Raw genomic sequence first — 14,509 nt, forward strand, 5'->3', positions numbered from 1 at the left:
CGTCCATCCGCCGAACGGTGCCCCCGGGGAATGGTGTCAGATCAACGACGGAGCATGGGCTGCTGCCCCGACGCTCGTCCCCCGAAACCCGGACCCCGGCCTCGTGTCCCACCGGTCGGGCGGGACCCGGTCGCCCTGGTGGAGCGGCGACCGCCCCCAACCCTACCGGCCCATATGTACGGGAGTCAGTGCTCAGGTGACTCAACAGCCGCGGATGTGACCAGTTCTGTCAGAACTCCGTGGCAATCCTTCGGGTGCAGGAAGGTGATCCGCGACCCCATGGAACCGACTCGTGGCTCCTCGTACAGAACGCGTACGCCCTTGTCGCGGATGTCGGCGGAGTCCCCGTCGACATCCGCGGTACCGAAGGCGATGTGGTGCACACCCTCGCCGTTCTTCGCCAGCCACTTGGCGACGGTGGAGTCCTCGCGGACGGGTTCGAGAAGCTGGAGGTAGGAGGCACCGCCGTCGTCGGTGTCGTTGATCTTCAACATGGCCTCGCGCACGCCCTGTTCTTCGTTGACCTCGGTGTGGAACACGGAGAAGCCGTACGTCGAGGTGTAGAACTCGACGGTCTTCTCGAGGTCGAAACAGGCGATCCCGATGTGGTCGATTCGCGTCAGCATGCTGTTAGTGCAGCGCTCCTGAAGTGGTTACGCAACGTGCGCGCGATCACACCGACGGCTTGATGACGGGGCGGACTACCGCTCAGTACATTCGAAGTAAACCCTCGTTCACTCCTCGGCTGTGCAGGCCGGAAGGGGATCGCAGCTCATGTCTGGAACGAACAGCACGACCTCCGTCATCGTGGCGGGTGCCCGCACCCCGATGGGACGGCTGCTCGGCTCGCTGAAATCCTTCTCCGGAGCCGACCTCGGCGGCTTCGCGATCAAGGCCGCCCTGGACCGTGCGGGGATCGGCGGCGACCAGGTGCAGTACGTGATCATGGGGCAGGTGCTGCAGGCCGGTGCCGGGCAGATCCCCGCACGTCAGGCCGCGGTCAAGGCCGGCATTCCGATGAACGTCCCGGCGTTGACGATCAACAAGGTGTGCCTGTCGGGGCTCGACGCGATCGCGCTCGCCGACCAGCTGATCCGTGCGGGTGAATTCGACGTGATCGTCGCGGGCGGCCAGGAGTCCATGACCAACGCCCCGCACCTGCTGCCGAAGTCCCGCGAGGGCTTCAAGTACGGCGCGGTGCAGATGCTCGACGCGATGGCGCACGACGGTCTGACCGACTCCTTCGAGGGCATCGCCATGGGCGAGTCGACCGAGAAGCACAACGTCCGCCTGGGCCTCGGCCGGGCGGAGCAGGACGAGATCGCCGCGCTGTCCCACCAGCGCGCCGCCGCCGCCCAGAAGAACGGCGTCTTCGAGGCCGAGATCGCTCCGGTGGAGGTCCCGCAGCGCAAGGGCGAGCCGGTCCTCGTCAGCCAGGACGAGGGCATCCGCGGCGAGACGACGGTGGAGACGCTCGCGAAGCTGCGTCCGGCCTTCAGCAAGGACGGCACGATCACGGCCGGCTCCTCCTCGCAGATCTCCGACGGTGCGGCGGCCGTGGTCGTGATGAGCAAGGCCAAGGCGCAGGAGCTGGGCCTGGAGTGGATCGCCGAGATCGGCGCCCACGGCAACGTGGCGGGCCCGGACAACTCCCTGCAGTCGCAGCCGTCGAACGCGATCCGGCACGCGCTGAAGAAGGAGGGCCTCGAGGTCTCGGACCTCGACCTGATCGAGATCAACGAGGCGTTCGCGGCGGTTGCCGTGCAGTCAATGAAGGATCTCGGGGTTTCCTCCGAAATGGTGAATGTCCATGGCGGCGCCATTGCCCTGGGGCACCCGATCGGGATGTCCGGGGCGCGGCTGGTCCTCCACCTCGCCCTGGAGCTGAAGCGGCGCGGCGGAGGGGTGGGCGCGGCCGCCCTGTGCGGCGGCGGCGGTCAGGGCGACGCCCTGATCGTGCGGGTGCCCAAGGCCTGACCATCCCGTACCTCGCCACGTCGTCACGAATCGGAACGGAGCTGTGATGCAGGACGTCTCCTCGCTGGTCGCCCAGGCCAGGGAAGGCCGGCCGCGGGCCGTGGCCCGGCTGATCTCCTTGGTCGAGGGGGCGTCCCCGCAGCTCAGGGAGGTCATGGCGGCCCTCGCCCCCCTCACGGGCGGGGCCTATGTGGTGGGCCTGACCGGCTCGCCCGGGGTGGGGAAGTCCACCTCCACCTCGGCGCTCGTGACGGCGTACCGCAAGCAGGGCAAGCGGGTCGGCGTCCTGGCCGTCGACCCGTCCTCGCCCTTCTCGGGCGGTGCGCTGCTGGGCGACCGCGTCCGGATGTCGGAGCATGCCTCGGACCCCGGCGTGTACATCCGTTCGATGGCTACGCGCGGGCATCTGGGCGGCCTCGCCTGGGCTGCTCCGCAGGCGATCCGGGTGCTGGACGCGGCGGGCTGCGACGTGATCCTGGTGGAGACCGTCGGCGTGGGCCAGTCGGAGGTGGAGATCGCCTCGCAGGCCGACACCTCGGTCGTGCTGCTGGCGCCCGGGATGGGCGACGGCATCCAGGCCGCGAAGGCGGGCATCCTGGAGATCGGCGACGTGTACGTCGTCAACAAGGCCGACCGCGACGGCGCGGACGCGACCGCGCGCGAGCTGAACCACATGCTGGGGCTCGGTGAGTCGCGCGCCCCGGGCGACTGGCGTCCGCCGATCGTGAAGACCGTCGCGGCGCGCGGCGAGGGCGTCGACGAGGTCGTCGAGGCGCTGGAGAAGCACCGGGCGTGGATGGAGGAGCGCGGGGTGCTCGCTGAGCGCCGGCGCAAGCGCGCCGGCCACGAGGTCGAGACGATCGCGGTGACGGCGCTGCGGGAGCGGATCGGCGATCTGCACGGCGACCGCCGTCTGGGCGCGCTGGCGGAGCGGATCGTGGCGGGGGAGCTTGATCCCTACCGGGCGGCGGACGAACTCGTGGCGGGTCTCACGAACGGCTGAACGGCCATCGGTGCCGGGTGCCGGGAAAGCCCGTGACGGGCCCCGGCACCCGCTGCTACGTTGATCCGCATGTTCCTCCTCTTGGCATAGGGCCTGCCCAGGTCCGCGATCGGCACACGGCGTCCGGCCGTGGTCGTCGCGGCACTCAGGCGTCCCCCTTCCATGCCTCCCGTCGAGGAACCTCCACATGCCCACGCCTGCTTTCGGGCGGCCTTCGTATGCCGCCGTTCTGCGTGTCCCCCACGCCCGCCGCACCTTCGCCGCCGCGCTGGTCGGCCGGCTGTCGTACGGGACGGTGTCCATCGCCGTCCTGCTGTCCGTGACCAGGGCCACCGGGTCCTACGCCGTGGCCGGTACGGTCATGGCGCTCTTCGGTGCCACCACGGTCCTCCTCTCGCCGCTGCGGGCGGCTTTCGTCGACCGGTACGGGCCCGGACGGGCGCTGACACCCATGGCACTGATCCACGCCGGGCTGCTCGCGGCGCTCGCAGTGGCGAGCTGGCGGCCCGGTGCGCCGGCACCGCTGCTCGCAGGCCTCGCCCTGGCCGCGGGTGCCTTCCCGCCCCCTCTGGGGCCCACGATGCGGGCCGTGTGGAGCGGGCTGATCGACGATCCCCGACTGCTGCAGCGCGCCTTCGGGCTCGACGGAGTGGTCGAGGAACTGCTGTTCGTGTCCGGGCCGCTGCTGGTGGGCGCACTTGTGCGGTGGGCGCCGCCTGCGGCGGGAGTGGCCCTCAGCGCGCTGCTGGTGGCCGTCGGCACCGCCGTCTTCGTCGCGTGCCCGCCGGTGGCCCGTACCCGGCCCGGCACGGCGCGGCGGGGCCGGTCCACGGGGCGCCCGCGGCTCGCGCCGGGGCTCGCCCAGCCGGTGACGGTGGCCGCCGGGGTCGGGCTGGGGATCGGCGCGCTGGATCTGCTGGTCCTGGCCTTCGCCGAGCAGCGGCACTACGGCGACGGCGTCGCGGCGTGGGTGCTGGCGGCGCTGTCCGCGGGCAGCGCCGTCGGCGGGCTGCTGAACGGCGCGGTCGACTGGCGCACGAGCGCCCGGGTCAGGCTGCCGGTGCCGGCGGCGGCGCTCGGGCTGACGCTGGCCGTGGCGGGCATCGCTCCCGGCGTCGCGGTTCTGACGGCGGCCGTGGCCTGTGCGGGCCTGTTCATCGCCCCCGCCCTGACGACGTCGTACCTGATCGCGGACGAGTCGGCACCACCGGGCCTGCGCACACAGGCCGGAGCCTGGGTGAACACGGCGGTCAACGCGGGCAGCTCGGCGGGCTCGGCGGCGGTGGGCGTGCTGCTGGGCCGGCTGCCGCTGGGCGTCTGCTTCGCCGTGTCCGGCGCGGCCACGCTGACCGCGGCCGTCGCCGCTCTCGCCGGCCGGCCGGGCGCTGTGCTCGGGGCGCGGCGGTGCCGGCCCGGACCACCGGCGACGGACCGGGAGCGGTCCGTCGGCGCCGTGCCCGTGGATGTCGCGCCGGAGGCCGGGGGCGGGTTCCCGGCCGTTCCGTCCGCCCGCGGCGCGCGGCAGGGGCGCCGGGGCGGTCGGCGGCGCTGACGGTCACCGTCGTGCGGTGCCCGTCGGGGCGGTCGGCGGTGCCGGCGCATCCGCCGGCCGCCCACGACTCCGGGTGACCCCGGGGTACCGCTAGGGCTTGCCCCGCTGCCCCCGCAGGTGTTCCGCGATCGGGCGCAGGGACTTGTGGAGCTGCTCCAGGTCGTCCGGGGAGAGCAGGTCCATGAAGTGCCGCCGCACGGACGCCACGTGGTGCGGTGCGACTTTCTGCATCGTCTCCAGGCCTTGGTCCGTGAGGACCGCGAACAGGCCCCGACGGTCCGACTCGCAGTTCTCGCGCCGTACCAGATTCGCGTTCTCCATGCGGGTGATCTGGTGCGACAGGCGACTCTTGGACTGGAGGGTGGCGGCCGCGAGGTCGCTCATCCGCATCCGCATGCCCTCCGACTCCGAGAGATTCACGAGGATCTCGTAGTCGTTCATCGTCAGGCCGAACGGCTGCAAGTCCCGCTCGAGCTGGTACGTCAACAGCCTGTTGACCTCCAGGTGGGTGCGCCAGGCGCACTGCTCCGCATCGGTCAGCCAGCGCGTGGCCGTCTCGGTCTCCATGAATCAAGTCTACCTAAAAGGTTGAAAGGCGAACTAGTGAGGGTGGTGTGACGGTGCGCACGCGTTCGATGTCACACTCCGCAGACTACCGCTCACAGCCCGAAGCGACGCTGGAGGTCCCCCAGCTGTCCGGGAAGGCGCGGTGCCCCCGGCGGCCCCTGGTGACCGGGTACCCCGCCGCCGCCAGGTACTCCGGGCTCGTTCGGGACCGCTCCCGTGGCCTGCTCCGCCATCAGTGTCTCCGTGGACTGGAGCAGGACGGTACCCGCTCCGACGAACTCGAACTGGTGCTCCTCCCCGGAGGCGCCCCCGAGCCCCGTCATCGCACGTAGACCGCCCCATACACCGGTCAGGTACCCGTGGTCGTAGTGATGGCAGGGCGACGGGCAGTCGGCCCAGCCGACCAGGGCCTGCGGGTCCACCCGGATCGGGGGTTCCATGAACACCACCGGACCGTTTGACGCGGCGACGAACTTGCCGGTTCCGATCAGGGTCAGGAAGCCCGGAATGATCGACTGCTTGAGGGAGAGACTTGGCTGAAAAGCGAGGAGGTTGCCCGAGCGAATGGTCAGATTGCCGTCGTCCAGGTCATATGAATTCACGTCGAAGGCCCGGTCGGCGAGGAGCATCTTGCCCGAGCCGTCGGCCACCACCCAGTCGCCCGCGTGCAGTGGCGAATGAAAGGACGTGCGGACGACGCGGTCGAGCCGCCCGTGCCCCACGCCGTTGAACTCGATCGAGCCGTAGTAGGCGATCATCTTGCCCTTCTGCAGGAACCACTGGCTCCCCTTGAGCTCCACGCAGAAGGTGTACTTGTTGACGTTCTCGTCGACCGGGAGGGTCATCGGGTCGTGCACGACGGGGCCGGCGCCCGGGTAGGTGGTCACAGCTTCTCCTCCGACGCCTGTACGTACACCGCACCGCTGCCGCTCAGCTCAAGCTGGAACGCCTCGCCCGAGCCGCGGCCGACCATGTCGCGCCAGCCGAGTGCCGTCGAGAGCTTGTTGCGCACGTCGCCGTGGTGGGCGACGTACGCCTGGGGATCGACGTGGACCGGGCGCTGCGGGGTGATCGGCACCTCGAAGACCCCGCCGTGCGCCATCACGGCGACCGCGCCGCGCCCGGTGAGCGTCGTGGTGAACAACCCCTGGCCCGTGACCTGGCCGCGCACCAGGCCCATGACCCCGCCCTGCGAGCCCATGAACATCGTGCCCTGCTGGAGGGTCCCCTCGAAGGCGAGCAGCCGGTCCGCCTCGACGTACAGGGTGTCGCCCGTGAGGTGGATCACCTGGATGTGGTGGCCGCCGTGCCCGAACAGCACCGTGCCACTGCCCTCGACCGTCATCAGCGGGGTCGCCTCGTTCGCGACGCGGCGGCCGATCATCGACATGACCCCGCCCTGACCGCCCTGGATGTCGGGCGTGAAGGAGACGTCGCCCTTGTAGGCGAGCATCGCTCCCCGCTGACTGAACAGCCGCTGCCCCGGGACGACCGTCGCCTCGATCATCTTCGCGTTGACTTCGCGGAAGGCCATGTCAGACGTCCCCCGCGATCGTGTTGCGCTCGCTGGGCTGGACGTAGACCAGTCCGTCCCCCTCGAAGCGGATCTGGAAGGCCTCGCCGCCGCCCTCGCCGAGGAACGTGCGGAAGGTCACCCCGGACTGGAACGACTGCCGCAGATTGCCCCGGTGTGCCACGTACGCGCCGGGGTCGACGGTCAGCGGATACTGCGCGCTCACCCGCAGCACCACCGCCGGACCGTCCGACATGATCGCCGCCTGGCCGTGGCCCTCGACGGTCGTCGTGAACAGGCCGTTGCCCTGCGAGGTGCCGCGCAGCCCGGTGAACGTCGTCCCCGTGCGCAGTCCGGCGTCGGTCGCGAGGAGGTTGCTCGACTCGACGTACAGCTTGTCCCCCTGGAGATCGACGAGGTTGATCTCGGAGGCCCGGTCCGCGAACCAGCACGTACCGTGCCCCCGCACCTCCATCACGGTCATCTGTTCGCCGGTGAGCCGCCGGGTCACCATTCCCCGGAGCCCCTCACCGCCGCCGGTGAGCTTCTTGAAGGCCATCTGCCCGTCGTAGGCGACCATGGAGCCGTTCTTCGCCTTCACGGCGTCCCCGGTCATGTCGACGGCCAGCACCTTGCTGCCTTGGAGTCGGAACATCGCCACGTGGCGACGGTAGCGGCCGGGCGGGGGGAGCGGACAGAGCCGTGTGGTGGATCCGGTCCCTGACCCGTCCCTGAGAGAACAGGCGTACCAGTGGTCCCGTCGGCGACCAGCGGCGGGTGGGCGGCCCGACACCCCGCACCCCGTTCCGGGCCCGCCGGGTCCCTGATGTCACAATGGGGCCGACGCTTGTGCGTACGTTCACAAAGCGACTGCGTCGTCAGCGAATCTCCCACCGAAGGTGACCCGTGGACATAAAGACCGCCACCGCCCTCCGCCGGCTCCGCCTTGTCTCGGCCCCCGAAGCAGTCTCCTTCCTTCTGCTGCTGCTCTGCTCGGTGCTGAAGCGCACCACGGACTTCAACGCGGTGCCCGTCATGGGCTCGATCCACGGGATCCTCTTCATCCTGTACGTGATCTTCTGGGCGGACGCCTGGAACCGCACCAAGTGGCCGCTGCGGACCGCCGCCCTCTACTTCGTGCTGTCCGTGCTGCCGACCGGCGGCTTCTTCGCCGAGCGCATGCTGCGCCGTGAGGCCGAGAACGCCGTGATCGCCGCGCGCGCCCGCAAGGAAGGGATCGTGAACGCGTGATCGTCGCCTTCTCCGTGACACCGCTCGGGGTCGGCGAGGACGTGGGGGAGTACGTCGCCGACGCCGTCCGGGTCGTACGGGAATCGGGTCTGCCGAACCGCACCGACGCCATGTTCACCTCGATCGAGGGCGACTGGGACGAGGTCATGGACGTCGTGAAGCGCGCCGTCGCCTCGGTCGAGGAGCGTGCGCCACGGGTGTCCTTGGTGCTGAAGGCGGACATCCGCCCGAGTGTGACCGACGGCCTCACCTCGAAGGTGGAGACGGTGGAGCGCTATCTGTCCGGCAGGTGAGCCCTCATGGACCACGGAGAACCCCGGCCCCGAGGGCCGGGGTTCTCTTGTGCCCGGTGATTGAGCGTTCGCTCAAATCCGTTGTACTGTCGGGCCGGTCGCTTGAGCAGTCGCTCAAAAGGGTGCCGTGGCAGGGGGATTGGCATTGGGGCTCTACGCGGAGGCGTGCATACGCGGTGACCTCGACGACCTGTGGGCGAGGACGCGGGACCCCCGGCACCACCCACGCTGGGATCTGCGCTTCACCGAGATCGAGCCCCTTCCCGGCACCGAGGGGGGACCGCGGCGCTTCGGCTACGCGATACGCGTCCTGCCTTTTCTGACGTTCTCCGGGACCGGGGTGTCGGCGGGGGAGAAGACGCGGCCGGACGGTACACGCGCCTGCGCGCTGCGGTTCTCCTCACCGCATCCGCTGTCGCTGATCGCGGAGGGCGGCGGCTACTGGCAGTACGTGCCCGACGGCGACGGCGTCCGCTTCCTGACGGGGTACGACTACCGGCCGCGCTGGGGCGCGTTCGGTGCGCTCGCAGACCGCCTGGTCCTGCGCCGGCTCATGGGCTGGGCGACGGCCTGGTCCTTGGACCGGCTCCGGCTCTGGCTGGAGCGCGGCGTCGCGCCGGAGCGCGCGCTGGCGAACTGGCTCGTGGAACTGGCCGTCCGCGCCCTGGTCGTCACCGCCGCCTGTACCGGGCTCTTCCTGGGCCCCTTCCTGCGCCTCTCCGGCCCGGTGGCGGCCTCGATGGCCTATGTGTGCCCGTTGCTGCTGGCCGTCGTGATCGCCTTCGCCCTGTTCACCTCGCCCCTTCCCGGCACGCCCGCCGCCCGCCGCTGTCTGCGCACCCCGCCCACATGGGCGCGTGCGCCGCGACTCCTCGCGACCCTGGAGCACCCGTCATGACCTCGGTCCTTTGTGCCCGGCACCCGACGTCCGCCCCGGCGCCGTGCGCAGCGCCGCGGGGCGCGGGCGGGCGGCGTCCGTGTGCGGCGCCGGGGTACGGGCGGGTGTGCGGGGCGTACCCGGGTCGGCGGCCGGCCCGGCGACAGGCGCGGGCATGAGCGGGACGACCAAGGTCAGGCTGCTGGAGGGGGCGCTGCGGACGCTCACCGAGCAGGGCATCGCCGGGACCTCGGCCCGGACCGTCGCGGCGACCGCGGGCGTCAACCAGGCGCTGGTCTTCTACCACTTCGGCTCGGTGGAGGAGCTGCTCGCGGCGGCGTGCCGGTACGGCGCGGAACAGCGGGTGGCCCGCTACCGGGATCGGCTCGACGGGATCGGCTCGCTCGGTGAACTCCTCGCCTTCGGGCGGGAGATGCACGAGGAGGAGAAGGCGGCGGGGCATGTCGCCGTGCTCGGCCAACTGCTGGCCGGGGCCCAGAACCGTCCGCGTCTGGCGCCCGCCACGGCGGCGGGGCTCGATCTGTGGATCGTGGAGATCGAGCGGGTGCTCACCCGGGTGCTGGCGGTGACACCGCTCGGGGAGTTCGCCGATGCCGGCGGGCTCGCGCGCGCCGTGGCCGCCTCCTTCGTGGGGATCGAGCTCTACGAAGGTGTGGACGCCGATGGGGCGGGCACGGCGCTGGCCGCCCTGGACCAGCTGGCGCACCTGCTGGCCGCGCTGGACGACCTGGGACCGGTGGCCCAGCGGGCGGTCCGGCACGCGCTGCGCAGGGCGTCGCGCCCGTAACCGGCGCACACCGGGGACCGCCGGCCTCGGCGGGCGCGTGGCCGGGTGCCGACGGGCCGTGCCGATTGCGGCGGCCTCAGGGCGCCGCGCTCACCGTTCGTGTTCCAGGTACTCCTTGAACTGCTCCAGATCGCTGCGGACGAGCCGCTCGATCGCGTTCGCCTGGGCGAACCCCTTCGGCCCGCCGAACGCCTCCCTGACGGTCGCGGGGTCGTACTCGAGGCGCAGCTGCACCCGGGTGCGGTCGCGGCCGATGGGGTGCAGCGAGAAGGAGCCCGTCAGCTCGGGGCCACCCGTGGTGCGCCACTCCAACACGTGGCCCCCGCCGCGGTCGGACATCTCGGCGTCGAATCCCGTCGTACCGCCGCCCGCGTCGATGTCCACATGTGCCCGGCCGCCCTCCTCCGTCCGGGCGCCGCGTATCCCGTCCACGAAGCGCGGATAGTTCTCCACGCGATGCAGGCTGTTCCAGGCCGTGTCGACGGGGACGCTCACGTCGACGTGTTCTTCGAGGGTGCTCATGGCCCACCTCCGCATTCGGTTCATGACGCATGGCTTCCGCTTCCAGTGTGCGCCCGGGGGTGGGCCGCCGACCGAAAGGCGAGACAGGGCTGACCACCATGTGACCGGCCGGTAAGGTCGAGGACGTGCCGAAGCCGCTCAGCCTCACCTTCGACCCCATCGCCCGTGCCGACGAGCACTGGAAGCAGCGATGGGGCAGTGTGCCGTCCATGGCCGCGATCACCTCGATCATGCGGGCCCAGCAGATCCTGCTGGCCGAGGTGGACGCGATCGTGAAGCCGTACGGGCTGACCTTCGCGCGCTACGAGGCACTCGTGCTGCTCACCTTCTCCAAGGCGGGCGAACTGCCCATGTCGAAGATCGGGGAGCGCCTGATGGTGCACCCCACGTCGGTCACCAACACCGTCGACCGCCTGGTGAGGTCCGGACTCGTCGCCCGGCGGCCCAACCCCAACGACGGACGCGGCACCCTCGCCTCCATCACCGACAAGGGCCGTGAGGTCTGCGACGCTGCCACCCGCGACCTGATGGCGATGGACTTCGGGCTCGGGACCTACGACGCGGAGGAGTGCGCCGAGATCTTCGCGATGCTGCGCCCGCTGCGCGTCGCCGCGGGGGACTTCGAGTCCGAGTAGCGCGCGCCCCGACGGCACGGGGGCGCCCGAAGATCGCCCGAATCCGGCCGTTACGCTCGTCTCCATGAAAAAGAGCGTGCTGACCCGCTACCGCGTGATGGCCTACGTCACGGGCGTGCTGCTGGTCCTGCTGACCCTCGGTGTGATCGCCAAGTACGTGCTGGACGTCGACGGCGCCGCGGACTTCACCCGCGTCGTCGGTATCGCGCACGGCTGGCTGTACGTCGTCTACCTGATCTTCGCCTTCGACCTCGGTGCCAAGGCGAAGTGGCCGGTCGGCAAGCAGCTGTGGGTCCTGCTGGCGGGAACGATCCCGACGGCCGCCTTCTTCGTCGAGCGCAAGGTCACCCGTGAGCTGGAGACGAGGCTCACGGACGAGGCGCCCGCGGTCGTCGAGGCCTGAGGCCCCAGCGCCGCACGACGGCCGCGTACGGCGGTCCGCCGCCGCTGTACGCGTCTTTGTCGCGGATCACCTCCGTGAGCGGTCGACATTTACTTGGACGTCCTAGTAAATTCGATGGTATGGACGCTGACGCCATCGAGGACGGCCGCCGACGCTGGCAGGCCCGCTACGACGCCGCACGCAAGCGTGAGGCCGACTTCACCACGCTCTCCGGCGATCCCGTGGAGCCCGCGTACGGTCCGCGCCCGGGCGACACGTACGAAGGATTCGAACGGATCGGCTGGCCCGGCGAGTACCCCTTCACGCGCGGTCTGTACCCGACCGGCTACCGGGGGCGGACGTGGACCATCCGGCAGTTCGCCGGCTTCGGCAACGCCGAGCAGACCAACGAGCGCTACAAGATGATCCTGGAGGCCGGCGGCGGAGGGCTGAGCGTCGCATTCGACATGCCGACCCTCATGGGCCGTGACTCCGACGATCCGCGCTCCCTGGGCGAGGTCGGCCACTGCGGGGTGGCGATCGACTCGGCGGCGGACATGGAGGTCCTCTTCAAGGACATTCCGCTCGGTGACGTCACGACCTCGATGACGATCAGCGGTCCCGCCGTCCCCGTCTTCTGCATGTACCTGGTCGCGGCCGAACGGCAGGGCGTCGACCCCGGCGTGCTCAACGGGACGCTGCAGACCGACATCTTCAAGGAGTACATCGCCCAGAAGGAGTGGCTCTTCCAGCCCGAGCCGCATCTCCGTCTGATCGGCGACCTGATGGAGTACTGCGCCTCGGGCATCCCCGCGTACAAGCCGCTCTCCGTCTCCGGCTACCACATCCGGGAGGCGGGTTCGACGGCCGCGCAGGAGCTGGCCTACACGCTGGCCGACGGGTTCGGATACGTGGAGCTCGGCCTGAGCCGGGGACTGGACGTGGACGTCTTCGCCCCAGGACTGTCCTTCTTCTTCGACGCGCACGTCGACTTCTTCGAGGAGATCGCCAAGTTCCGGGCGGCACGCCGCATCTGGGCCCGGTGGATGCGCGACGTGTACGGGGCGAGGAGCGAGAAGGCGCAGTGGCTGCGCTTCCACACCCAGACCGCCGGTGTCTCGCTGACCGCGCAGCAGCCGTACAACAACGTGGTGCGTACGGCGGTGGAGGCGCTCGCGGCCGTGCTGGGCGGGACCAACTCGCTGCACACCAACGCCCTCGACGAGACCCTGGCACTGCCGAGCGAGCAGGCCGCGGAGATCGCGCTGCGCACCCAGCAGGTGCTCATGGAGGAGACCGGGGTCGCCAACGTGGCGGACCCGCTGGGCGGTTCGTGGTACGTCGAGCAGCTGACGGACCGGATCGAGGCGGACGCCGAGCGGATCTTCGAGCAGATCAAGGAGCGCGGTCTGCTGGCGCATCCCGACGGCCGCCATCCGATCGGGCCGATGACCTCCGGAATCCTGCGGGGCATCGAGGACGGCTGGTTCACGGGCGAGATCGCGGAGTCCGCGTTCCGTTACCAGCAGGCGCTGGAGAAGGGCGACAAGAACGTCGTCGGTGTGAACGTCAACACCGGGTCGGTCACCGGGGATCTGGAGATCCTGCGGGTCAGCCACGAGGTCGAGCGGGAGCAGGTGCGGGTGCTCGGCGAGCGCAGGACCGGGCGGGACGACGCCATGGTGCGTTCGGCGCTGGACCGCATGCTGGCCGCCGCACGGTCCGGGGCCAACATGATCGAGCCGATGCTCGAGGCCGTGCGCGCGGAGGCGACGCTCGGGGAGATCTGCGGGGTGCTGCGCGACGAGTGGGGCGTCTACACCGAGCCCGTGCAATTCTGAGACCGGACACGCGAAGGGGCCGGCGGGAACGATGTTCCCGCCGGCCCCTTGCGTGCGGCCGTCGGCCCCTGCCTCAGAACTCCTGCACGAAGTAGGGCTCCACGGTCATCCAGCCGTTGCCCCGGGCGCCGTAGCGGGTGCCGTTGTCGCTCTGGGCCAGCGTGTACCAGGAGTCGACGTAGTCGGGGTCGTCCGTCCACCAGTCGTCCGGGATGGCGTCCAGGACCGCGTTCACCAGGGGGATGTAGGTGCCCTGGTCGGCGATGGTGAGCAGCACCGTGGCGATCGCCTTGGCGAGGTCGCGGTAGTTGGTGCTGCCGTCGTCCTCCATCATCACGGCGTCGGCCAGGTTGTACTTGTAGAGCGACCAGTTCACCAGGATCTGGTCGGGCCGGTAGACCGTGCCGTCGTTGTCCAGGTACGGCATGTCGACGGGATCCACCCGGGCCGTGCCGTCCTGGCCGAAGCCGGTGACGAGCGTGTAGATCTCGGCGTCGCCCTTGATCCAGGGCTCCTCGTCGTCCGAGAGCTCGACCGAGGTGATGCGGGTGGTCCAGAAGCCCCCGGCGGCCGCCGACGCCTGCGAGAGGCCCTCAGCAGCCTTCTGGGAGGCCGGCGCGGCGGAGTCCACGCCGTACCGGGCCAGTTCGTCGTTCAGGACGCCCAGGCCGGCGGCCAGCGCCTTGGAGCCGTCGATGTCCACGACGTAGACCGGGTGCGACGGCGCCGTACGGGCGTCGAGCGTGTGGGCCCGGCCCCTGCTGTCGTAGGCGGTCACCGTGGCGGCGTCGTCGTCCGAGGTGGCCGCGGCCACCCAGGGCGTGGTCCCGGCCGCGAGCGCGGCGCGCATGGACCCGTCGCCCAGCCGCAGCCGGAGCAGCGGGCCGACCCCGGCGTCCAGGCCCTTGGCGGCGGCGATCCGGCGGTCGGCGCCGGCCAGGTCGGACTTGAGGGTGCCGCCGGCCTTGCCGGCGAGGGCGGTGACGGCCACCTCGTCGGAGGTGAGCGCCGCCTCCTTGACGCGGTCGCGCCAGGCGGAGTCGGTGAGCGAGCCGGCGATGGCACGGGCGGCTCGGTCCTCCGCCGTGCTGACGGCGGACGAGGTGGTGGGGGGCTTCGGTGCCGCCGTGGCCGGCAGGGCGACCAGGCTCTGGGCGGCACACAGGGCGACCAGGGACGCCGCGACGGCGCTGAGGCCGCGCCGACGGGGGTGACGAGGTCTCACGTGGATCGGTCCTCCGGGAAGCGAGTGGGTGATGTCTCACTGTCGGGTGGAGCACGTGACGCG

The 14,509-nt window shown here is 70.8% G+C and carries 17 protein-coding genes; 10 read left to right on the top strand and 7 right to left on the bottom strand.

What is annotated here, in order from left to right; all coding sequences use genetic code 11:
• Positions 1-185 precede the first annotated feature (185 nt).
• Positions 186-626 carry a methylmalonyl-CoA epimerase gene (mce, locus tag ADL25_RS24810; protein WP_059130036.1) on the bottom strand — a complete coding sequence of 147 codons (441 nt, stop codon included), beginning with the start codon at positions 624-626 and terminating at the stop codon, positions 186-188.
• Positions 627-774: 148 nt separating this feature from the next.
• Here mce and ADL25_RS24815 point away from each other — a divergent pair, with 148 nt between their 5' ends.
• The 3 genes from ADL25_RS24815 (at position 775) to ADL25_RS24825 (ending at position 4,532) form a co-directional block, all read left to right on the top strand.
• Positions 775-1,977, top strand: coding sequence for an acetyl-CoA C-acetyltransferase (locus tag ADL25_RS24815; protein WP_059130037.1), 1,203 nt, complete (start codon positions 775-777; stop codon positions 1,975-1,977).
• Positions 1,978-2,023: 46 nt separating this feature from the next.
• Positions 2,024-2,980 carry a methylmalonyl Co-A mutase-associated GTPase MeaB gene (gene meaB / locus ADL25_RS24820; protein WP_059130038.1) on the top strand — a complete coding sequence of 319 codons (957 nt, stop codon included), beginning with the start codon at positions 2,024-2,026 and terminating at the stop codon, positions 2,978-2,980.
• 187 nt (positions 2,981-3,167) lie between these two features.
• Positions 3,168-4,532 (top strand): MFS transporter, encoded by a 1,365-nt coding sequence (locus ADL25_RS24825; RefSeq protein WP_063805744.1) that lies wholly within the window; start codon positions 3,168-3,170, stop codon positions 4,530-4,532.
• Positions 4,533-4,622: 90 nt separating this feature from the next.
• On the opposite strand, the gene ADL25_RS24830 is transcribed toward ADL25_RS24825, so the two are convergent.
• The 4 genes from ADL25_RS24830 to ADL25_RS24845 form a co-directional block, all read right to left on the bottom strand.
• Positions 4,623-5,099 carry a MarR family winged helix-turn-helix transcriptional regulator gene (locus tag ADL25_RS24830; RefSeq protein ID WP_059130039.1) on the bottom strand — a complete coding sequence of 159 codons (477 nt, stop codon included), beginning with the start codon at positions 5,097-5,099 and terminating at the stop codon, positions 4,623-4,625.
• Positions 5,100-5,191: 92 nt separating this feature from the next.
• The gene (locus ADL25_RS24835) at positions 5,192-5,944 is read right to left on the bottom strand and encodes an AIM24 family protein (RefSeq protein ID WP_402522797.1); all 753 of its coding nucleotides are present in this window, start codon (positions 5,942-5,944) and stop codon (positions 5,192-5,194) included.
• Between the two features lie 38 nt (positions 5,945-5,982).
• Complete coding sequence (locus ADL25_RS24840; protein ID WP_059130041.1) at positions 5,983-6,633, bottom strand: AIM24 family protein; 651 nt, start codon at positions 6,631-6,633, stop codon at positions 5,983-5,985.
• Between the two features lies 1 nt (position 6,634).
• Positions 6,635-7,267, bottom strand: coding sequence for an AIM24 family protein (locus ADL25_RS24845; RefSeq protein ID WP_059130042.1), 633 nt, complete (start codon positions 7,265-7,267; stop codon positions 6,635-6,637).
• Between the two features lie 251 nt (positions 7,268-7,518).
• Here ADL25_RS24845 and ADL25_RS24850 point away from each other — a divergent pair, with 251 nt between their 5' ends.
• The 4 genes from ADL25_RS24850 to ADL25_RS24865 all read left to right on the top strand — a co-directional run bounded on the left by ADL25_RS24850 (position 7,519) and on the right by ADL25_RS24865 (position 9,841).
• On the top strand, positions 7,519-7,863 hold the full coding sequence (locus ADL25_RS24850; protein WP_059130043.1) for a DUF3817 domain-containing protein: 345 nt from the start codon (positions 7,519-7,521) through the stop codon (positions 7,861-7,863).
• A complete protein-coding gene (locus tag ADL25_RS24855) occupies positions 7,860-8,156 on the top strand; it encodes an MTH1187 family thiamine-binding protein (RefSeq protein ID WP_059130044.1) in 297 nt (98 codons plus the stop codon). The genes ADL25_RS24850 and ADL25_RS24855 overlap by 4 nt, the downstream gene beginning before the upstream one ends.
• Positions 8,157-8,301: 145 nt before the next feature.
• A complete protein-coding gene (locus ADL25_RS24860; RefSeq protein ID WP_059130045.1) occupies positions 8,302-9,054 on the top strand; it encodes an SRPBCC family protein in 753 nt (250 codons plus the stop codon).
• Positions 9,055-9,208: 154 nt separating this feature from the next.
• Complete coding sequence (locus ADL25_RS24865; protein WP_059130046.1) at positions 9,209-9,841, top strand: TetR/AcrR family transcriptional regulator; 633 nt, start codon at positions 9,209-9,211, stop codon at positions 9,839-9,841.
• A 90-nt stretch (positions 9,842-9,931) separates the two neighbouring features.
• Here the strand turns inward: ADL25_RS24865 and ADL25_RS24870 are convergent, their stop codons facing one another.
• Positions 9,932-10,363 carry an SRPBCC family protein gene (locus tag ADL25_RS24870; protein ID WP_059130047.1) on the bottom strand — a complete coding sequence of 144 codons (432 nt, stop codon included), beginning with the start codon at positions 10,361-10,363 and terminating at the stop codon, positions 9,932-9,934.
• Positions 10,364-10,488: 125 nt separating this feature from the next.
• Here ADL25_RS24870 and ADL25_RS24875 point away from each other — a divergent pair, with 125 nt between their 5' ends.
• The 3 genes from ADL25_RS24875 to ADL25_RS24885 all read left to right on the top strand — a co-directional run bounded on the left by ADL25_RS24875 (position 10,489) and on the right by ADL25_RS24885 (position 13,221).
• Positions 10,489-10,998 (top strand): MarR family winged helix-turn-helix transcriptional regulator, encoded by a 510-nt coding sequence (locus ADL25_RS24875; protein ID WP_059130048.1) that lies wholly within the window; start codon positions 10,489-10,491, stop codon positions 10,996-10,998.
• 64 nt (positions 10,999-11,062) lie between these two features.
• The gene (locus ADL25_RS24880; RefSeq protein WP_059130049.1) at positions 11,063-11,401 is read left to right on the top strand and encodes a DUF3817 domain-containing protein; all 339 of its coding nucleotides are present in this window, start codon (positions 11,063-11,065) and stop codon (positions 11,399-11,401) included.
• 119 nt (positions 11,402-11,520) lie between these two features.
• Entirely contained in the window at positions 11,521-13,221 is a 1,701-nt protein-coding gene (locus tag ADL25_RS24885; RefSeq protein ID WP_059130050.1) for an acyl-CoA mutase large subunit family protein, read from the top strand.
• A gap of 73 nt (positions 13,222-13,294) precedes the next feature.
• Here ADL25_RS24885 and ADL25_RS24890 read toward each other — a convergent pair whose 3' ends face one another.
• Positions 13,295-14,446 (bottom strand): DUF3103 family protein, encoded by a 1,152-nt coding sequence (locus ADL25_RS24890; RefSeq protein ID WP_059130051.1) that lies wholly within the window; start codon positions 14,444-14,446, stop codon positions 13,295-13,297.
• Positions 14,447-14,509 lie beyond the last annotated feature (63 nt).

It is taken from the genome of Streptomyces sp. NRRL F-5122, assembly GCF_001507435.1.
GTDB lineage: Bacteria > Actinomycetota > Actinomycetes > Streptomycetales > Streptomycetaceae > Streptomyces > Streptomyces lannensis.